This is a genomic window from Pseudomonas sp. DR48 (assembly GCF_019823085.1).
In the GTDB taxonomy this organism is placed as follows: domain Bacteria; phylum Pseudomonadota; class Gammaproteobacteria; order Pseudomonadales; family Pseudomonadaceae; genus Aquipseudomonas.
Genome location: NZ_CP081946.1, coordinates 6,182,361 through 6,200,753 on the forward strand (window position 1 = coordinate 6,182,361; position 18,393 = coordinate 6,200,753).

The following is an 18,393-nucleotide window of genomic DNA, read 5'->3' on the forward strand; positions in this document are numbered from 1 at the left end:
GTGTGCCAGTCAACACTGATGACGCCTGAACTGGCCCCTTCGCGGGCAAGCCCGCTCCCACAGGGATTTGCGCTTTAGCGGGTGGCGACTGCCTGGGTGGTGGCATCGATGAAGTCGAAGACTTTTCCGCCCTGGGCCGTGGCGAATTGCTGGGCCTGGCCTTTGAGCAGGAATGCACTCAAGCGGCCTTTCGCATCACTGGCAAACCACGCCTGATCGGCCAGCAACTTGATCCCGCTGTCGCTCGCCTGGGCATACACCGCGCGAATGCTTTTGCCTTCCTGCTTCAAGCCGGCCAATGCGGTGAACGCCGATTCGGCCGAGGCGTATTGACGGACTTTCGGTTCACCGCGCACCCAGATTTCCGCCACATGACTGAAGTCGGTGATGGCTTTGCCGCTCGCCGCATCCACCGCGTTGAGCGGCGTCTGCCCGTAGTTGGCCAATTGCGCGGTGTAGTCCAGGTTCGAGGCCTTGAACGCGGCGCGGATGTACTGGTCGTCGATGAAGGTATTCAGATCCAGGCCGCGATCCGCCTTCTTCAACAGCTTGAGCGTATCGATGGCGGTGCCGACGGCCTGGCGGTATTCCGGCTTCCAGCTCAGGTCACGGGTTTGCACGCCCAGCGGACCGTGGAACAGGTAATTGACCTCGGCGTCGACGCCGGAGACCTTGGCGATCAGCTCGCTGTATTTCTCCGGCTCGGCCGCCAGCAGTTGATTGGCCTCGATGCTCGCTCGCAGGTAGGCAACGACGATTTCCGGGTATTTCTTCGCATAGGCCTGATCGACCAAGGCACCATGGAATGTCGGTGTGTTGGCCTGTGAACCGTCATAAATCTTGCGGGCGAAACCTCGGCTCGGGAACAGTTCGGCGAACGGCACGAAGTCGGCGTGGGCGTCGATTTTCCCGGCTTGTAACGCAGAACCGGCCACTTCCGGCGGTTGGGCGATGATGTTCACATCTTTGAGCGGATCCCAGCCTTGCGCAGCCACGGCCCGCAACAACATACCGTGGGCAGTGGACGCGAACGGCACGGAAATGGTCTTGCCTTTCAACTCGGCCAGCGACTGCACGCCCGAGGCGCTTGGCACCACGATGCCGTTGCCGCTGCCCTTGATGCTGCCCGACAACACGCTGATAAACAGGCTGTGCTTGCCGGCGGTTTCGAACGCCACACCGTTGAACGAACCGGGGAAATCGGCCATGGCGCCGAAGTCGAGTTTGCCGGCGACCATCTCATTGGTCAGGGGCGCACCGCTGGTGAAGTTTTTCCATTCCACGTCATAGTTGGCGTCCTTGTAGGGGCCGTCGTGGGGCAGGTATTTATCGAGCAGGCCGAGTTCGCGAATCAACAAGCCGCCGGCGGCGCAATTGATTGTGGTGTCCTGGGTGCCGATGGCGATGCGGATGGTTTCGGCCGAGGCCGACAAGGTGAATGAAGCCAGTACCAGACCGGCAAATGCTGCGCGCAATAGCATAGTGAATCCCCTCGAATCATTTATAGGATGTTCGTCTCCGCCACGATCAGGGCGTGGTGGGAAACGAGGGGTGTTTTGAAGCAAGCGTCCGGTGTTGCCGGATGGCGTTTATGTTGTCTGGGCTGACGTCATCGAGAGCAGGCTCGCTCCCACAGGTTGCCAGTTGCACACAATATTCTCAGCTGGCCTCGATCCCTTGTGGGAGCGGGCTTGCTCGCGAAAGCGTCCTCTCTGTCAATGGCGATGCAAGCTGTACCGGCCTCTTCGCGAGCAAGCCCGCTCCCACACTGATATGCATTTCAACGAAGCAAATACGGTATTTCGACTTTCACGGCCCCGGTCGGGCAGTCCTTTTCGCAGGGCATGCAGTACCAGCATTCATCGAAGGCCATGTAGGCTTTTTGCGTGGCCGGGTTGATGGCCAGCAGGTCCATCGGGCAGACGTCGACACACACGGTGCAGCCTTTATGGGCGATGCAAAGGTCTTCATCGACCGTGACCGGCGCGTTGGAGCGGAAGAAGATTTCCTGGGGTTGATAGGCCATTTGGCGGTCTCTCTTTTAGTGATGCTCAGGCCGCGAAGGCACCGACCCGCAGCCGGTCATAGGCCTGCATTTCTTCGGCATCAAGCGCGATGATGTAAGGCTCGACGGCTTTCTTGAAGCTGGTCATCAAGCCGTTTTCACCCTTCTTCAGATGGCAATGGCAGAACCAGTCGCTGTCGTCGCGTTGCGGGTGGTCGACGCGATAGTGGTAAAGCCCCCAGCGACTTTCGGCGCGGAACAAGGACGCGCGGGCGGCCATTTCGGCGCAGTCGCGGATCATGCTGACTTCCATGGCGCGCATCAGTTCGTGGGCGTTGTGGGCCTTGATCTGATCGAGATCGCGCTGGATATCGCTGAAGCGTTGCAGGCCGATCTGCATCTTCTTGGTCACTTTCGGCGGTTGCAGGTAGTCGTTCACAAAACGCCGCAACTTGTACTCGACCTGCGCGGGCGGCAGTCCGTGTTCTCGGTCCAGTGGTGCGTAGACCCGTTGCTTTTCCGTTTTAACCTGCTCGGCATCGACCGCTGAAAACTCGCGCCCGGCGACGAAATCCGCTGCATTAGTGCCGGCAAACCAGCCATACGTGAACGCGCCGAGCATGTAGTTATGCGGCACCGCTGCCATGTCCCCCGCCGAGTACAAGCCCTTGACCGAGGTTTCGGCCTTCTCGTTGACCCACACGCCGGACGCCGAGTGCCCACTGCAAAAGCCGATTTCCGAGATGTGCATCTCGACCATTTGCGTGCGGTAATCGGTGCCGCGATTGGCGTGGAACTGGCCACGGCTCGGGCGTTCGTTGCTGTGCAGGATCTCTTCGATGTTCTGAATGGTTTCCTCGGCCAGGTGATCGAGCTTAAGGAACACCGGGCCGTTGCCGCTCTCGAGTTCCTGGTGGAACTCCCACATCATCTGGCCGCTCCAGTAGTCGCATTCGATGAAGCGCTCGCCCTTGTTGTTCGCGGTGTAGCCGCCCAGCGGGCCGGTGACGTAGGCGCAGGCCGGGCCGTTGTAGTCCTTGATCAACGGGTTTATCTGGAAGCATTCGAGGTTCGAAAGTTCGGCCCCGGCGTGATAGGCCATGGCATAGCCGTCGCCGGCATTGGTCGGGTTTTCGTAGGTGCCCATCAGGTAGCCGGAGGCTGGCAGCCCCAGGCGCCCGGCCGCGCCGCAGCAGAGGATCACGGCTTTGGCCTTGATCACATGGAAGTCGGCGGTGCGGCAATCGAAACCCATCACGCCGTTGACTGCGCCCTCTTCATCCGTCAGCAATCGCGTGCAGACCAGGCGATTGGTGATGCTTACCCGCGCCCGCTTCAACTGGCGGTACAGGACTTTCTTGATGTCATGCCCTTCCGGCATCGGCAACACGTAGGCGCCCATGTGGTGGACCTTTTTCACCGCGTAGTCGCCGGTCTCATCCTTCTCGAACTTGACGCCCCAGCGGTCCAGTTGCTCGATAGTTTCGAAGCTGTGGGTCGCATAGGCATAGACCGCCGCCTGATTGACGATGCCGTCGTTGGCGATGGTGATTTCCTTGGTGTACTGCTCTGGCGTCGAGTGACCGGGAATGATTGCGTTGTTCAGGCCGTCCATGCCCATGCTGATCGCGCCGCTGCGTTTGACGTTGGCCTTGTCGATCAACAGCACGCGCAGATCGCGGTTGCGCTCCTTGGCCTTGATCGCCGCCATCGGGCCAGCGGTGCCGCCGCCGATCACGACGATGTCGTATTCCTGCTCCAGCGTGTTTCTGGTGATAGAACTGTGGGTCATGCCTGATCCCCTTTTTGCCGGTCGATCCGCAAGCGGTACTGGAAGGCATCGCCACGGTAGTAAAGGTGTTCGAAGTCCACGGGGTGGCCGCTGGCGTCGTGGGTCAGGCGCTCGATGCGCATGATCGGCGAGCCGGGCTCGACGTTCAGCGCCTGGGTCAGGTCGCTGTCAGCCAGCACCGCATCGATGGCCAGATCGGCGTGGCCGAGGGCCAGGCCGCAGTCGTTTTCGAGGATCAGAAAGATGTCGCGCGTCACCAGATCGGCCTTCTCCAGCCGCTCACCGATGGCTTTGGGCAGGTAGGTGATTTCCAGCGAAATCGGCTCGCGATTGATCAATCGCACCCGTTTGATCTGCGCCACGGTTTCACCTTCGGCGACGTGCAAACGCTCGGCGACCAGTTTGTCGGCAGCAATGAATTTGAAACTGCGCAGGCGGTTTATCACCTCGTAGCCGCGACCGGTCATGGACTCGGCCAGGCCTTGCAAAGTGCTGACGTTCTGGAAGGTTTTGGGCTTGGCGACGAAGGTGCCCTTGCCGTGGATCTTGAAGATCAGCCCTTCCTTTTGCAGATCGCCCAAGGCCTGGCGCACGGTGATGCGGCTGACTTTGAACAGCACACCGAGCTCGCTTTCGGAAGGCATCTGGCTGTCTTGCGGGTATTCGCCGTCGAGAATACGGGCGCGCAACACATCGCGCAGTTGGGTGTGCAGCGGAATACTGCTGTGGGAAAGCGGGCTAAGGGATAGAACGTTATCGGTCATGAAGATCACTTGTTATAACGAGTTATGACGTGATCTTAGAGAGGCCTTGTGAGGATTGAGAAATACTGATTAAGCATAAGGTTAGAAGATCAAAAGATCGCAGCCTCGTTTCACTCGACAGCTCCTACAGAAGGAATGCAAAACCCTGTAGGAGCTGTCGAGTGAAACGAGGCTGCGATCTTTTGACTATGTGTCATATGCGCTTAAGGAGCGCGTCCATCACCCAATCGGTTTTCAACATGCCGAGCAGGGTTAGCCGATGCGCAGGGCGCGCAGGTCCAGATGACCGTCCTTGAGCGGCGGGCACCAGTAGTAGCCGCCGGTGATTGGGCGACTGATGCGGTACAAGCCGTCGGTGATGCCGTCTTCCAGGCCGCTCATGCGGCGCAACTGGGCTTCGAAAGCGTCGAGAGAGAAACCGAACGCCAGGAACATCAGGCCGGCGCGTTCACCTTCGATCCACGGCATCGAACGACGCACCACAAACGCTTCAGGGGCAAAACTTTCCTGGGCGGTGCGTTTGACGTGGGCCGAAATCGGCGCGTCGTCGATTTCCTCGTTGTCGATCAGGCGGCGGCCCATGATGTTGTCTTTCTCATGGGGCGGCATGGCGTGAAAGCCCTTGAGGTCATGCTGCCACTGCTGGATCGCGGCAAAGCTGCCCCCGACCAGGCCTTCTGCACCTTCGCCCAATAGCGCGGCAGCCACGGCGGCTTCATCGTGGGGGTTTTCGGTGCCGTCCTCGTAACCGGTCAAGTCGTGGCCGGTCTGGTGGCGGAAGGTTTCGTTCATCTGCACCAGGCGCAAGGCCGGTGCCAGCGCGGCTTCGATGGCGTTGCTGCGATTGAGCAATTCACCCCGGTCGACGCCGTGCAACCAGCACCAGAGCGCATGCTGGGTCGACGGATTATCGACACCGACACCGGCCAGCGCCGGGAACGCCCGCAGGCCTTCGACCCGAGCGTGCAGCGCCTTGACCAGGGACTCACCGAAGCCGACCACCGCCGATTTCCCGTCCACCAGTTGCGCCAGGTTATCGAGCGCGGCAGGCAAGGCTTCGGCAGATTCGAGGGCGAAGAACATATGACGGGCTTGTGGCGGAACAGGGGTGGCGAGAATGCCCGGCTGGTAATAACTCATATGAACTCCTTAAAAAGAGCGCTGAGTTTAACCGGGGGATGAGCATTTGTGTGCACCCCATATGGATTTGCGGGTTGACGGCGTCCCTCGACGGGGCCACCTTTTTCATCGTGCTACAGCACAGGTCAACACGAAGGCACCGACGCGAGTGGGTTGAGGGTTGAAACCCTGAGCCGCAAAACGATGAGATGAGTCATGACAAGCGAGGCCGAGGTCTGCTAAAACGATTCATCAGTCACCCAATCCAGACGGGGTAGCGACATGACCACAGCCAACATTCTCGGCAACCTGTTCCCGAGTCACGCCGACATTCCGGAAAAATACCGCCTCGACGGCCAGACCGAGCAACGCGAATACCTGGTCGACGGCGAACTGAAAAACTGGTCCGGGCCCCTCGCCCAGGTCCGCAGCCCGGTGTACGTGACCGGTGCCAATGGCGACGAACAAGTGATCCTCGGCAGCACGCCGCTGCTCGACGCCGAGACCGCACTGACCGCGCTCGATGCCGCCGTCCGCGCCTATGACCGGGGCCAGGGTTTGTGGCCGACCATGCGGGTGGCCGAACGCATCCAGCACGTCGAAACCTTCCTCAGCCGGATGCGCGAACAGCGTGAGGCCGTGGTCAAGCTGCTGATGTGGGAGATCGGCAAGAACCTCAAGGACTCGGAGAAAGAGTTCGACCGCACCTGTGATTACATCGTCGACACCATCAACGCCCTGAAAGAACTCGACCGCCGCTCCAGCCGTTTCGAGCTGGAGCAGGACACCCTCGGGCAGATCCGCCGCGTACCGCTGGGTGTGGCGCTGTGCATGGGGCCTTACAACTATCCGCTGAATGAAACCTTCACCACGCTGATCCCGGCGCTGATCATGGGCAACACCGTGGTGTTCAAACCGGCGAAACTCGGCGTGCTGCTGATTCGGCCCTTGCTGGAAGCCTTCCGCGACAGCTTCCCGGCAGGCGTAATCAACGTGATCTACGGCAGCGGTCGCGAGACCGTCAGCGCGCTGATGGCCAGCGGCAAGATCGATATCTTCGCGTTCATCGGCACCAACAAAGCCGCCAGCGACTTGAAAAAACTCCACCCCAAACCACACCGTTTGCGTGCGGCGCTGGGCCTGGATGCGAAGAACCCGGGCATCGTGCTGCCGGAAGTCGACCTCGACAACGCGGTCAGCGAAGCGGTGACCGGCTCGCTGTCGTTCAACGGCCAGCGTTGCACCGCGCTGAAAATCCTCTTTGTCCACGAAGATGTGGTCGAGTCGTTCATCGAGAAATTCAACGCCAAACTCGCCACCCTGAAGCCGGGAATGCCTTGGGACAGCGGCGTAGCCCTGACGCCACTGCCGGAAGCGAGCAAGGTCGACTACCTGCATTCACTGGTGGCGGATGCCGTGAGCAAAGGCGCCACGGTGGTGAATCCGAACGGCGGTCAGGCCCGGGCGTCGTTCTTCTATCCGGCCGTGCTGTTCCCGGTGACGCCGCAGATGCGCGTCTATCAGGAAGAACAATTCGGCCCGGTGGTACCCATCGTGCCTTACCGGCATCTGGACACGGTGATCGACTACGTCCTGGAATCGGACTTCGGCCAGCAGTTGAGCATCTTCGGCACCAACCCGGTGGCCGTCGGGCGCCTCGTGGACACCTTTGCCAACCAGGTCGGGCGGATCAACCTCAACGCCCAGTGCCAGCGCGGCCCGGACACCTACCCGTTCAATGGCCGCAAGAACTCCGCCGAAGGCACGCTGTCGGTACATGATGCGCTGAGGGTGTTTTCGATCCGCACGCTGGTGGCCACCAAGTTCCAGGAAACCAACAAGGAACTCATCAGCGAGATCATCAGCGGACGCAGCTCAAGCTTCCTGACCACCGATTATATTTTCTGAGGACACCGAGCCTGAGCACATTCAGAGCCAACCGATTGCCACCGCTGCTGCGCCGTTTACTGCGTCCGTTGCTGGACCCGTATCGGCGCTATCGCCACGCGAAACTGATCCACGCGGTGCGCGTATCGCTCGGGTTGCTGGCGACGATCCTGCTGACCACCGGCATCCACCTGCCCCACGGTGAGTGGGCGTCGGTGACGATGCTGGTGGTGATCGGCGGCTTGCAACACCACGGCAACATCGGCAAAAAAGCCGCTGAACGCGCCATCGGCACCCTGATCGGTGCTGGCGTCGGGCTTTTGCTGGCGGCGCAACAGGCCTGGCTTGGCATGCCGTGGCTGACCTATTTTGCGATGTCGGTGGTGTGCGGGTTCTTCTCGTACCATGCCATTGGCAAGGGCGGTTACACGGCGCTGCTGTCGGCGATTACCGTGTTTATCGTCGCCGGCCACGGCGATAACCCTGTCACCGATGGCCTGTGGCGCGGGGTGGATATCCTGATCGGCATTGCCCTGGCCCTGGCGTTCTCCTTCGCCCTGCCGCTGTATGCGGTCTATTCCTGGCGCTACAACCTGGCCGATTCGCTGCGCGATTGCGCGACGATTTACGGGCGCATCATCAATGGCCAACCGGTCAGTGACGACGAACACCTCAAACTCATGAATCGCTTGAATACGGTGATGGTGCAACTGCGCTCGCTGATGCCGTCGGTGTCCAAGGAAGTGAAGATTTCCATGACCGAACTCGATGCCATCCAGCGCAACTTGCGGATGTGCGTCAGCACCCTGGAAATCCTCGGCAACACCCGACCGGATGCCAATGACCCCGAGGCCATGGCGCACCTGCAATCGTCATTGAAAGCCGAACACCGGCAAATTCGGGTGCAGTTGATCGGCATGGCCCGGGCGCTGAAAACCGGCGCGTCGCAGCGACTGAATCGCCCTATCGATTTGCCGGTTAATTCAAGTCTCGAAGCACCGGTGTACAACCCGCTGGATGGCTATCGGTTACTGATCCGTCAGTTCGCCTTGAATATCGGCGAGATGCGCCAGCGCCTGGCGAAGACTGCGCCGCGCTGGAGCATCTGATGCCCGGTTATGAGGTGACCGTCCGGCGAACCTTCAGGCCCCAGCCCTGCTGCATGCCGGCGGCGGCCAGCAGAATCGCTGCGACACCGATCCATTGCAGCGGATCGAGGCGGTGGCCGAAGGCAAACCAGTCGACGAAAATCGCCGCAATCGGGTAGATGAACGACAGCGCTCCGGTCAGCGCCGTCGGCAGTTTCTGAATCGCACCGTACAACAGCACATACATCACGCCGGTGTGGAAAATGCCCAGCGTCACCAGGCTGCCCCAGGCACTGGGTGCCTGCGGCAATGCTGAAAAGTGCGCGAATGGCGCCAGCAACAGCACGCCGGTGCTGACCTGGATCAGCGCAATCAAATGCGGTGGCGTGCCGGTCAGGCGCTTGATGATCAGTGCTGCAATCGCGTAAAGAAACGCCGCCCCCAGTGCCAGACCGATCCCCATCAGGTAATCGTTACCGCCCGGGCCCTGCTCGCCATGAGCGCTGACAATCGCCAGCATTCCCAGAAACGAAACGCCCAGCCAGAACAGTTTCTGCAGGGTGATCTTCTCGCCGAGGAACAGCGCGGCCAACCCGACCAGCATGAACGGTTGGACGTTATACACCGCCGTGCCAATGGCAATCGAAGCACGGGAATAAGAGGCGAACAACAGCAACCAGTTGCCGACAATCGCGACGCCGCTGAGCACCGCCAGCCAGAACGTGGTGCGGGTCAGAATGCCTGGACGCAGGAAGCCGAATGCCGCGCAGATCAGCAACAGCGTGCCGGCGCCGAACACGCAACGCCAGAACACCACGTCCAGCACCGGTTGCCCGGACACCAACACAAACCAGCCGATGGTCCCGGAAATCAGCATGGCGGCGGTCATTTCAAATGAACCGCGACGTATTGTTTTGTCCATCATCAGACTCCTCTGTTTGAGGCCAAAGTATGCCAATCCGGCAGAGGGCTTCTCCAGCGCAAAAAGCAGGCTAAAATCGGCTTCTGCCTTTTTTATCAAGGCATATTCAGTCAATCGCCTAACAGGGGTTTTGCCATGACCGACGACATCGACCAAGTGCTGATCAGCGCCTTGATGGAAGACTCACGCCGCTCGCTCAAGGCCTTGGCGAACATCAGCGGCCTGTCATCGCCCAGCGTTGCCGAGCGTCTGCGCCGTCTTGAAGAGCGTGGCGTGCTCAAGGGCTACACCGTCGAGATCGATCCAAAATGCTTTGGTTATCAACTCCAGGCCATCGTGCGCATCCGCCCGCTGCCGGGCCAGTTGCAGGAAGTGGAGCGACAAATCCAGGCCATCCCCGAATTCACCGAATGCGACAAAGTCACCGGCGACGACTGCTTCATCGCGCGCCTGCATGTGCGTTCGATGGAGCAACTGGACACCCTGCTCGACCGCCTCAACACCCACGCCGAAACCAACACCGCCATCGTCAAAAAGACCCCGGTCAAACGCCGCTTGCCCCCGATGGCGTGAGTGATGTTTTGATGTGAAACGCGTAGATTGACGGTTTTCCGGCGAAGGATTGGCGGTATGAAAACTCAGGCGGTTTTACTCGCGGCGTTGATGCTCGCGGGTTGCGGTACGGTACAAACAGTGATGCGCGGTGACGAAGTGGCGGCGAAGAGTCTCAAGGAGCGCAAAAGCTACTGCGGCGCCGTTCCGCGAATCTACAGCGGTGTGACTTACGATTTCTGCATACTGAATGCGCCCCTGGAAAAAGGCCGAGAAGCCGAAGTGCATGACAACGCTCCGGCCATTGTGCTGATCGATGTGGTTCTATCCGGTGCGTTCGATACGTTACTGCTGCCCTACACCCTCTACCGTCAGCAGGCCGATGGCAGCATCATGGTTGACTGATGCAGCATTCAGGCACTCGGCGAACAGCTGCTGGATCGGCTGTGTGCGCTGGCTGTAGCGCTGCAACAGGACGATTTCGCGATAGAACGTCAAATCGCCCAGCGGGATGATCCTGACCTTCGCTCCATAGTCCAGCCACAACCCCGCTTCGGGCAGCAGCGAAACGCCGAGCCCGCATTCGACCATTTTCACGATGGCTTCCAGTTCATCCAGCTCCAGTGCCACCTGTACATCAATCTGCTGTTCACGCAGAAACCGCGTGACCAGGCGCCCACCAAACGAATTGCGGTCGTAACGCACATGAGGATGACTCGCGAGAATCTGCAACGGGTCATCGCCTTCGAGGTCCGTCGGCACGATCAATACAAAGGCTTCCCGGCGGATCACCTGCGCGGACAGTTCTTTGGGCAAGTCGAACGGGGGCTTGATCAGAATCGCCAGGTCCACCTCTCCGGTGTCCACCTGACTCAACAAATTCAACGAGACACCCGGCACCAGCTTGGGCTCCAGCAACGGCGCCTGCTGACGCAATCGCAACAATGCTTGAGGCAACAAGCCGGTCTGCGCCGTCGCCACCGCGCCAATTTTCAGTTCGCCGCGGTATTCACTGACATCATCACTGACCGCCATCCGGCTGAACGTTTCGAGGATCTCCCGCGCCATCGGTAACGCCCGTTGCCCTGCCGCATTGAGGATCGCCTGGCGCCCGGTGCGATCGAACAGACGAATGCCCAGCGCCTGTTCCAGATTGCGCATCTGCGCACTGACCGCCGACTGCGTCAGCCCGATATGCATTCCGGCCGCCGCGAACGTGCCGAAGCGTGTCACGGCAATGAAAGTTTTCAGTTCGCGCAGCATGGCGTTCTCGATTGATCGAAATAATTTGAGCTCGACGCAAAAACTATCGTCTTTCAATCAAAAAGCACAGCGCTAAACTCAGCCTCACTCCCGACACATCCGAGGCAAGACCAATGCAACTCTCTCCTTTTCACTTGGCCATCCCGGTCTATGACCTGGCCGCCGCCCGGCATTTTTACGCTGAAGTATTCGGCCTGGAAGAAGGCCGCTCCAGTGACCATTGGGTCGACTTCAACTTTTTTGGCCATCAATTGGTGATCCACCTGGCGCCGAAAAACGCGTCTCAGGAAGCGGCGAACACCAATGCCGTGGACGGTCATGACGTGCCCGTGCCGCATTTCGGCGTAGTGCTGGGAATGAAAGAGTGGGAAGCCCTGGCGCAGCGATTGAAAGCCCGCGACACCCGATTCGTGATCGAACCGGGCATTCGTTTTCAGGGATTGGTGGGCGAGCAAGCGACGATGTTTCTGTTCGACCCCTGCGGCAATGCGCTGGAATTCAAGGCATTCAAAGACATCAGCCAACTGTTTGCCAAGTGAAGGCATCCGCCGCGATCAGGAGCTGATCCACCGTGTCATGCAGCAACGGGTCGACCTCGATCTGGCCGATGCTGAAGTGCAGGTCATAAGCGCGATGCACAGTGGCGTTGCGCTCTTCGAGTATTTCTTCGAGGCGCGCCCTGATCGCCGCTATTTCCACGGCACTCGAGCCTGTCAGCAAGGCCACGAATTTGTCGCTGCCTAGCCGGCCGATTACATCGCTTTCGCGAAAGGCGATCCGCAGCACATCCGCGAAGGTCTTGAGCGCATTGTCGCCCTCGGCGCGTCCGTAGAGGTAGTTGATGTGCTTGAAGTCATCGAGGTTGAACAGCAGCAGCGTGGCCGGCCTGCCCAACTGCTGGCAGGCGTTCAGCCCTTGTTCGGCCAGCGCTGTGAAGCCGTGACGGTTGGGCAGCAGCGTCAACTCGTCCATGCTCGCCATCTGCACGCCCATCAATTCTTGCTCGGCCATACGGGCCAGGTCGCGCAGGTGTTGGCGCTCCTGTTGTGGCGAACGCAACGTGTCTGCGCACGCGCCGTTTTTGACCGGTTTGCCTGGGATCAGCATGACTCACTCCAGTGACGGGTATGTACTTTAGAGTGGTGCATACCCGGTATGACTCCCTGATAACGGACCGCCGGTCAGCTGCCCACCACCGGACATGGCCCTCCCGCTTGCGCCCAGAGCTTGAACTGGGTGACGAAAATGTCGTGCGGCACCGGCACCGGCGCCCTGCCTTCTCCCGGATTCCAGCCCCACAGCACCAGTTTGTCGTCACTGACATGCTTGATCAGCGCGGCGAAATCCCGATCACCATTGCTGGCGCGATCCTTGATCATTGCGCACAAGCGGTCGGCCGGCAGCCCGATCCAGGCCATTTTGTGCGCCGCAGGCGGCAAGCTCCAATGCGGTGCTCCCGGTGGGGCATGGGGCCCGTAACTGGCGGGCGGATTGCTATCGGCATGGCACGTCGCGCAGGGCAAACCGGCCGCGCCCTTGCCGTCCATCCCGCGCACGACATTCATCGCATGCGGGATCCCGGCATCGAACTGCAACGGTGAATCCCCCGGGATATGACAGTTCTGGCAGCGCGGGCTCTGGAACACCTTCTGCACCGTTTCGAAGGCCTTGATGGCTTCCTTGTCATCGGCAAACAGGTCATCGGCGTAGCTGACCAGACCGACCAGCACCACCGCGCCTAGAATCAGATGTCGTCTCATGTCACACCCCCGACAGTTGCAAGGGCAGTTCCCGCAGACGTTGCCCGGTCAGGGCGAACACCGCGTTGGCCACCGCTGGCGCCGTGGGTGGGACGCCGGCCTCGCCGATCCCTCCGGACCTTTCGGTGCTCGGCACGATGTGCACTTCGACCACCGGCATTTCGTTCAGCCGCAGCACTTGATAATCATGGTAATTGGACTGCACGACCTGCCCGTTCTTCAGGGTCAGCTTGCTGTGCAAGGTAAACCCGAGGCCGAAGGTGATGCAGGATTCCATCTGTGCGGCGATGCTCATCGGGTTGACGGCAATCCCGCAATCCACTGCGCACACCACCCGATGCACTCGAATCGCCAGGTTGTCCTGGGACACCTCAGCCACCTGCGCCACGTAGCTGCCGAAAGACTCATGCACCGCCACACCCAAGGCATGGCCGTCCGGCAGCGGCGCCGTCCAGTTGGCTTTCTCGACGGCAAGGTTGAGCACGCCCAGATGCCGCGGATGCGCCTTGAGCAAGGTACGTCGATATTCCACCGGGTCCTTGCCGGCCGCCTCCGCCAATTCGTCAATCAACGATTCCATGACGAACGCCGTGTGGCTGTGCCCCACCGAACGCAGCCACAGCACGTTGATGCCGGTTTTCGGCGAGTGCAGTTCCACTTGGTGATTGGCCAGGCCTTCAATGTACGGACTGTCGGCGACGCCTTCGACCGAGGTCTTGTCGATGCCGTCCTTGACCATCGTTGCCTCGAGCATGGTGCCGGCCATGATCGACTGGCCGACCATCACATGCTTCCAGGCCAGAGGCATGCCGTCGGCGTCCAGGCCGATTCGCGCCTGATGCAAAAACGCCGAGCGGTAATAGCCGCCGCGGATGTCGTCCTCCCGCGACCAGACGGTTTTCACCGGTTCGCCCGCTGCCTTGGCCACTTGCACGGCCTCCGCGACGAAATCCGAGGTCGGATTGGCTCGGCGTCCGAATCCGCCGCCGAGAAATTCGGTGTGGATTTCCACCTGTTCAGGCTTGAGCCCGGTGATCTTGCCCGCGATCATTTGATCCAGCGTCTGGAACTGCGTACCGGTCCAGATCTCGCACTTGTCCTTGCTGATTTTCACCGTGCAATTGAGCGGTTCCATCGGTGCGTGGGCCAGATACGGTACGCTGTACTCGACGTCGATGGTCTTGACCGCTTTGCCCAATGCGGTGGCCGTGTCGCCGGCCTTGCTCGCCGAAATGCCGGGAGTGGCCGCGAGCTTGCGGAACGTTTCCAGCAGTTGCTGACTGTCGAGACCGGTGTTCGGCCCCAGGTCCCACTCGACCTTCAACGCATCGCGCCCAAGCTTCGCAGCCCAGTAATGATCGGCAATCACCGCCACGCCCGTGGGCACCTGTACCACTTTATGCACGCCCGGCACCGCCAGCGCTTCGGCTCCTTCGAAAGACTTGACGCTGCCACCGAACACCGGCGAACGGGCAACCATGGCCGTCATCAAGCCGTCGAACTGCACGTCCATGCCGAACTTGGCGCGGCCGGTGATTTTCTCCGGGGTGTCCAGACGCTTGGTGGGTTTGCCGATGACTTTCCAATCCTTGGCGTCCTTGAACGTGATCGACGCCGGATCCGGCACTGGCAGCTTGCCGGCATCATCTGCGAGCTCGCCGTAGGTCGCACGTTTGTCGCCGGCAACCACCACGCCTGATTCGGTATGAATCTCGGAGGGCGCGACGTTGAAGCGCTTGGCGGCCGCCTGGATCAGCATCAAGCGCGCCGTCGCGCCGGCCTGCCGATAGCGGTCGAATTCCATCCAGGTCGAGGTCGAGCCGCCGGTGATCTGCATCCCGCCGAATCCCGGCATGCCGTAGTCCGCCGCTGACGCAGGAGAATGCTCGACGCGGATCTTCGACCAGTCGGCGTCCAGTTCTTCGGCGATCAACATGGTCAGGCCAGTCCAGATGCCCTGGCCCATTTCCGAATGGCCGAGCAGCACGGTGACGGTGTTGTCATTGCCAATGCGCAGGAAAGCATTCGGTGCAAAAACATTGCCTTCATTTTCCGCCCCCAGGGCAAAGCGATGAGCGCCGGGGATGACGAACGCCACTACCAGACCGGCGCCCAAGGCGGCGCTACCCTTGAGGAAACTGCGGCGTGACACGGGGTTGAAGCTGTTCATATCCAGACTCCCTTCAACGTGGCATCAACCGATCTCGGCGGCGCGTTTGACCGCGGCACGGATCCTTGGGTAGGTGCCGCAGCGGCAGATGTTGCCGGAGAGCGCCTGATCGATGTCGCTGTCGGTGGGTTTGGGGATCTTGGCCAGCAATGCGGCGGCGGACATGATTTGTCCGGACTGGCAGTAACCGCACTGCACCACGTCGAGTTCGGCCCAGGCTTGTTGCACCGGGTGTGAGCCGTCAGTGGAGAGGCCTTCGATGGTGAGGATTTTTTGGCCGTGGGCGACTGCCGTGGCGGGGGTGATGCAGGAGCGCAGTGGTGCTCCGTCGATGTGTACGGTGCAGGCGCCGCACTGGGCCATGCCGCAACCGAATTTGGTCCCGGTGAGGTGCGCGACATCGCGCAGGACCCAGAGCAATGGCATGTCTGCGGGGACATCAAGCTCTTGGTCTTTACCGTTGATGTTCAGGGTCAGCATTGTGAATTTCCTCAGACTCACGGTGTTCTGGAGGGGCGTCGCTGTGGTGATGGAGATGCTTGCGCGCTTGGGTTATCCATACAGCTAAGCGCAAAATGCCGGGGGAGACGGGTTCATCGACCATCGGTCACGGGTCGGTCTTGATGGGGTTGGGGTTGGGGTTGGGGTTGGGGTTGGGGTTGGGGTTGGGGTTGGGGTTGGGGTTGGGGTGGGGTTGGGGTTGGGGTTGGGGTTGGGGTTGGGGTTGGGGTTGGGGTTGGGGTTGGGGTTGGGGTTGGGGTTGGGGGTATATCCGTTTTTGCGGTAACGGCGGCTATTGGTTCCGCTTTTACAGCGGGTCACTTGGAAGAGCGCCAAGTAACCAAGCGCTTTTGCCCCTGACGTTCGGTGCCTCGCTAAGGCTCGGCATGCCCTCGCTCCGGTCCTGCTCCGTGGGCCCGCCGCCATCGGCCATCCATGGCCGGGGGCGGCTAACCCGGCATCCATACCGGGTTGCCCACTGCGCAGAACCTGCGCTCGGCCTCACGAGGGGGCGTGCACCGCCAAAGCCAAAGCGAGGCGGCCTGCGGGCCGGCCTGGTTGCTCAACGCTTGCGCGTCCTGATCGTTCTCCAGAGCGTGGGCGCGATCACGCGAAGTGGCCTTCCGGCCAACCTGGCTTTGCCAGATGTACTCAATACCTGTGGGAGCGAGCTTGCTCGCGATGGCGGCATTACAGGCAATATCACCGCCGACTGACAGGGCCTCATCGCGAGCAGGCTCACTCCCACATTTTGACGGTGTACACCCGTGGCTTCTCACCACTCATCAGGTCGAGCGTTAGCTCGCCTTGCGCTTTTGATCTTGATCTTGATCTGCTCCGTCGGAAGGCCGAACGCAGGTTCTGCGTAGTGGGCAACCCGGCATGGATGCCGGGTTAGCCGCCCCCGGCCATGGATGGCCGATGGCGGCGGGCCCACGGAGCAGGACCGGAGTGAGGGAATGCCGAGCCACAGCGAGGCACCGTACGTCAGGGGCGCTAGCGTTTGGTTACTTTGCGCTTTTCAAAGTGACCCGCCGTCAGGGCGGAACCAATAGCCGCCATGACCGAAGAAACGGATATGCCCCCCAGCGTCAGCATCTCCCTGAACAACGACCCAACGACAAGGTTCAAATCGTCAGCACCTGGGCTTGAGCAAAATACCGGTATACCTCGCCAGAAACAGCACAAAAGCACCACTCCAAAACACCGCCGAAAGCCCCAGCCCGACCCCAGAAAACGGCACCAGAAACACCCGACACACAGCGGCGATCAACAACAACGCAAACCCCAACACCACAAGCCCCGACGGTTGCAGCAAACGCCCGGTATGACCAAGACTGACCCGCGCAATCATCGCCAGAATCAATCCACCGATCCCCCCGACAGCCAGCGCATGCGTAGCCAGACTTTGCTGCGGCAAGACTCCCGCGTGCCAGAGCGCCATCGCCAGCGCCGCAACCATCAGCCAGGCGTACGCCAGAAACAGCGACCAAAGCAGCGGCACCCGCCAGATACCCCGATCATGCCAGCGCCACAACCGCAGCAAGTGCAATGCCCCTATCACCCCAAACAACAGCGCCAACCAAGGCCTGGGGACGTCATTCAACCCACCGGCAAAAGACACGGCAGCAAGCAGACTGCTCACCAACAAGACCCGGGTGGGCAGCGCCTGAGCGGCGGCCGCTGCAGCCCGGTTCAAGCCCCGCTGGATAAAGAACGGCAGGACCCGCCCGCCAATCACGGTCATCAGCGCCGCCACCAACCACAAGGCCGCCAGTACACCACGCCGTTGCAGGCCCGCATCATCCACAGCGATGCCCCACAAGGTCATGCCTTGAGCGCCGGCCATCAATGCGATCACCAACAACACCGGATAGTTGTCACGCTTGCCCGCCGCGACCAGGTCCCGTCCGATCGCCCAGGCCAGCAGCGGAAGAAAAGGCACTTGCACCAGCAACAACAACCCCTCGGGAATGGGCAGTAACCAGGCAAGTCGCGCCAGCAGCCACACCAGTACCAGGCCGATCAGCGGCCAGCCACTGAGGCCGGGACGCCCTGTCCAGTTGGGCACGGCCGTCAACAGAAACCCGGCAATGATGGCCGTGGCAAAACCAAACGGCATTTCATGCCGGTGCCACGCCAGCATGCCGCCAACGGGTTGCGCGCCGGGCAGTCGGCCGTACAACCACAACGCCCAGATCGCCACCGCGATTGCCGCAAAACCGGCACCGGCCAGGAAAAAGGGACGAAAACCGAGACTGAAGACCGGGGCAGCGGCAAGTCTGCGCATTACGCCACCACCCTTGCCAGACGTGTTCCCAGACGATGCTGGGCCAGCAGACGCATCACATAACCTATTTTGAGCAAGGTCGGCCCGATGATGGTCATGGCATGCATCGACACCAGCGCGACAATCGGCAAATGGCCGTTGTAGAGATAGGCGCCATAGATGCCGACCAGCAACATGATCAGGCCGACGCCCAGCACTTTGCTCGACAGATGCAGTACGTTCAGGGGATTGCTGAAGAAATCGAACATTTTCCGTACTCCTGAAACAGGTCAGTTGTACC

Annotated in this window: 18 protein-coding genes; 5 read left to right on the plus strand and 13 right to left on the minus strand. The window is 60.6% G+C overall.

Going from position 1 to position 18,393, the window contains the following annotated elements; genetic code table 11:
- Positions 1 to 74: 74 nt before the first annotated feature.
- The 5 genes from K5K95_RS27835 to K5K95_RS27855 form a co-directional block, all read right to left on the minus strand.
- Positions 75 to 1,481, minus strand: a complete 1,407-nt coding sequence (locus tag K5K95_RS27835) for an ABC transporter substrate-binding protein (protein ID WP_222587069.1) — start codon at positions 1,479 to 1,481, stop codon at positions 75 to 77.
- Between the two features lie 299 nt (positions 1,482 to 1,780).
- Positions 1,781 to 2,026: a ferredoxin family protein gene (locus K5K95_RS27840; RefSeq protein WP_007946457.1), complete on the minus strand. Its 246-nt coding sequence runs from the start codon at positions 2,024 to 2,026 to the stop codon at positions 1,781 to 1,783.
- Positions 2,027 to 2,051: 25 nt separating this feature from the next.
- A complete protein-coding gene (locus K5K95_RS27845; protein ID WP_222587070.1) occupies positions 2,052 to 3,797 on the minus strand; it encodes a fumarate reductase/succinate dehydrogenase flavoprotein subunit in 1,746 nt (581 codons plus the stop codon).
- Positions 3,794 to 4,561: a GntR family transcriptional regulator gene (locus K5K95_RS27850; RefSeq protein ID WP_222587071.1), complete on the minus strand. Its 768-nt coding sequence runs from the start codon at positions 4,559 to 4,561 to the stop codon at positions 3,794 to 3,796. Before K5K95_RS27850 ends, K5K95_RS27845 begins: the two co-directional genes overlap by 4 nt.
- 252 nt (positions 4,562 to 4,813) lie before the next feature.
- Positions 4,814 to 5,701, minus strand: a complete 888-nt coding sequence (locus K5K95_RS27855; protein WP_222587072.1) for a Dyp-type peroxidase — start codon at positions 5,699 to 5,701, stop codon at positions 4,814 to 4,816.
- 261 nt (positions 5,702 to 5,962) lie between these two features.
- Here K5K95_RS27855 and K5K95_RS27860 point away from each other — a divergent pair, with 261 nt between their 5' ends.
- Together K5K95_RS27860 and K5K95_RS27865 are read left to right on the plus strand one after the other, a co-directional pair.
- On the plus strand, positions 5,963 to 7,588 hold the full coding sequence (locus K5K95_RS27860) for an NADP-dependent glyceraldehyde-3-phosphate dehydrogenase (RefSeq protein WP_222587073.1): 1,626 nt from the start codon (positions 5,963 to 5,965) through the stop codon (positions 7,586 to 7,588).
- 44 nt (positions 7,589 to 7,632) lie between these two features.
- Entirely contained in the window at positions 7,633 to 8,676 is a 1,044-nt protein-coding gene (locus tag K5K95_RS27865) for an FUSC family protein (RefSeq protein WP_261398197.1), read from the plus strand.
- 7 nt (positions 8,677 to 8,683) lie between these two features.
- On the opposite strand, the gene K5K95_RS27870 is transcribed toward K5K95_RS27865, so the two are convergent.
- A complete protein-coding gene (locus K5K95_RS27870) occupies positions 8,684 to 9,577 on the minus strand; it encodes a DMT family transporter (protein ID WP_222587074.1) in 894 nt (297 codons plus the stop codon).
- Between the two features lie 135 nt (positions 9,578 to 9,712).
- Between K5K95_RS27870 and K5K95_RS27875 the strand changes: the two genes are divergently transcribed.
- Entirely contained in the window at positions 9,713 to 10,150 is a 438-nt protein-coding gene (locus tag K5K95_RS27875) for an Lrp/AsnC family transcriptional regulator (protein WP_090183345.1), read from the plus strand.
- Positions 10,151 to 10,207: 57 nt separating this feature from the next.
- On the plus strand, positions 10,208 to 10,534 hold the full coding sequence (locus K5K95_RS27880; protein WP_222587075.1) for a YceK/YidQ family lipoprotein: 327 nt from the start codon (positions 10,208 to 10,210) through the stop codon (positions 10,532 to 10,534).
- Here K5K95_RS27880 and K5K95_RS27885 read toward each other — a convergent pair.
- Positions 10,475 to 11,392 (minus strand): LysR substrate-binding domain-containing protein, encoded by a 918-nt coding sequence (locus tag K5K95_RS27885; RefSeq protein ID WP_261398089.1) that lies wholly within the window; start codon positions 11,390 to 11,392, stop codon positions 10,475 to 10,477. The genes K5K95_RS27880 and K5K95_RS27885 overlap by 60 nt on opposite strands.
- Before the next feature lie 113 nt (positions 11,393 to 11,505).
- Between K5K95_RS27885 and K5K95_RS27890 the strand changes: the two genes are divergently transcribed.
- On the plus strand, positions 11,506 to 11,931 hold the full coding sequence (locus tag K5K95_RS27890) for a VOC family protein (RefSeq protein ID WP_222587076.1): 426 nt from the start codon (positions 11,506 to 11,508) through the stop codon (positions 11,929 to 11,931).
- Here the strand turns inward: K5K95_RS27890 and K5K95_RS27895 are convergent.
- From K5K95_RS27895 to K5K95_RS27920, 6 genes are all read right to left on the minus strand, one after another.
- Complete coding sequence (locus tag K5K95_RS27895) at positions 11,909 to 12,499, minus strand: GGDEF domain-containing protein (protein WP_222587077.1); 591 nt, start codon at positions 12,497 to 12,499, stop codon at positions 11,909 to 11,911. The genes K5K95_RS27890 and K5K95_RS27895 overlap by 23 nt on opposite strands.
- 74 nt (positions 12,500 to 12,573) lie before the next feature.
- Positions 12,574 to 13,152 carry a hypothetical protein gene (locus K5K95_RS27900; RefSeq protein ID WP_222587078.1) on the minus strand — a complete coding sequence of 193 codons (579 nt, stop codon included), beginning with the start codon at positions 13,150 to 13,152 and terminating at the stop codon, positions 12,574 to 12,576.
- A 1-nt stretch (position 13,153) separates the two neighbouring features.
- Complete coding sequence (locus K5K95_RS27905) at positions 13,154 to 15,322, minus strand: xanthine dehydrogenase family protein molybdopterin-binding subunit (protein WP_222587079.1); 2,169 nt, start codon at positions 15,320 to 15,322, stop codon at positions 13,154 to 13,156.
- Positions 15,323 to 15,346: 24 nt separating this feature from the next.
- Entirely contained in the window at positions 15,347 to 15,802 is a 456-nt protein-coding gene (locus K5K95_RS27910) for a (2Fe-2S)-binding protein (RefSeq protein ID WP_208668682.1), read from the minus strand.
- A 1,156-nt stretch (positions 15,803 to 16,958) separates the two neighbouring features.
- Complete coding sequence (locus tag K5K95_RS27915) at positions 16,959 to 18,113, minus strand: NnrS family protein (RefSeq protein ID WP_222587080.1); 1,155 nt, start codon at positions 18,111 to 18,113, stop codon at positions 16,959 to 16,961.
- Positions 18,113 to 18,361, minus strand: coding sequence for a transmembrane sensor/regulator PpyR (locus K5K95_RS27920; RefSeq protein ID WP_222587081.1), 249 nt, complete (start codon positions 18,359 to 18,361; stop codon positions 18,113 to 18,115). The genes K5K95_RS27915 and K5K95_RS27920 overlap by 1 nt, the downstream gene beginning before the upstream one ends.
- Positions 18,362 to 18,393: the final 32 nt, after the last annotated feature.

Coding starts and splice junctions, on each gene's coding strand:
- K5K95_RS27870 (WP_222587074.1), bottom strand. CDS start 9,577: ATGGACAAAACAATACGTCGCGGTTCATTTGAAATGACCGCCGCCATG.
- K5K95_RS27885 (WP_261398089.1), bottom strand. CDS start 11,392: ATGCTGCGCGAACTGAAAACTTTCATTGCCGTGACACGCTTCGGCACG.
- K5K95_RS27895 (WP_222587077.1), bottom strand. CDS start 12,499: ATGCTGATCCCAGGCAAACCGGTCAAAAACGGCGCGTGCGCAGACACG.
- K5K95_RS27835 (WP_222587069.1), bottom strand. CDS start 1,481: ATGCTATTGCGCGCAGCATTTGCCGGTCTGGTACTGGCTTCATTCACC.
- K5K95_RS27850 (WP_222587071.1), bottom strand. CDS start 4,561: ATGACCGATAACGTTCTATCCCTTAGCCCGCTTTCCCACAGCAGTATT.
- K5K95_RS27915 (WP_222587080.1), bottom strand. CDS start 18,113: ATGCGCAGACTTGCCGCTGCCCCGGTCTTCAGTCTCGGTTTTCGTCCC.
- K5K95_RS27920 (WP_222587081.1), bottom strand. CDS start 18,361: ATGTTCGATTTCTTCAGCAATCCCCTGAACGTACTGCATCTGTCGAGC.
- K5K95_RS27900 (WP_222587078.1), bottom strand. CDS start 13,152: ATGAGACGACATCTGATTCTAGGCGCGGTGGTGCTGGTCGGTCTGGTC.
- K5K95_RS27855 (WP_222587072.1), bottom strand. CDS start 5,701: ATGAGTTATTACCAGCCGGGCATTCTCGCCACCCCTGTTCCGCCACAA.
- K5K95_RS27910 (WP_208668682.1), bottom strand. CDS start 15,802: ATGCTGACCCTGAACATCAACGGTAAAGACCAAGAGCTTGATGTCCCC.
- K5K95_RS27880 (WP_222587075.1), top strand. CDS start 10,208: ATGAAAACTCAGGCGGTTTTACTCGCGGCGTTGATGCTCGCGGGTTGC.
- K5K95_RS27845 (WP_222587070.1), bottom strand. CDS start 3,797: ATGACCCACAGTTCTATCACCAGAAACACGCTGGAGCAGGAATACGAC.
- K5K95_RS27905 (WP_222587079.1), bottom strand. CDS start 15,322: ATGAACAGCTTCAACCCCGTGTCACGCCGCAGTTTCCTCAAGGGTAGC.
- K5K95_RS27840 (WP_007946457.1), bottom strand. CDS start 2,026: ATGGCCTATCAACCCCAGGAAATCTTCTTCCGCTCCAACGCGCCGGTC.
- K5K95_RS27860 (WP_222587073.1), top strand. CDS start 5,963: ATGACCACAGCCAACATTCTCGGCAACCTGTTCCCGAGTCACGCCGAC.
- K5K95_RS27875 (WP_090183345.1), top strand. CDS start 9,713: ATGACCGACGACATCGACCAAGTGCTGATCAGCGCCTTGATGGAAGAC.
- K5K95_RS27890 (WP_222587076.1), top strand. CDS start 11,506: ATGCAACTCTCTCCTTTTCACTTGGCCATCCCGGTCTATGACCTGGCC.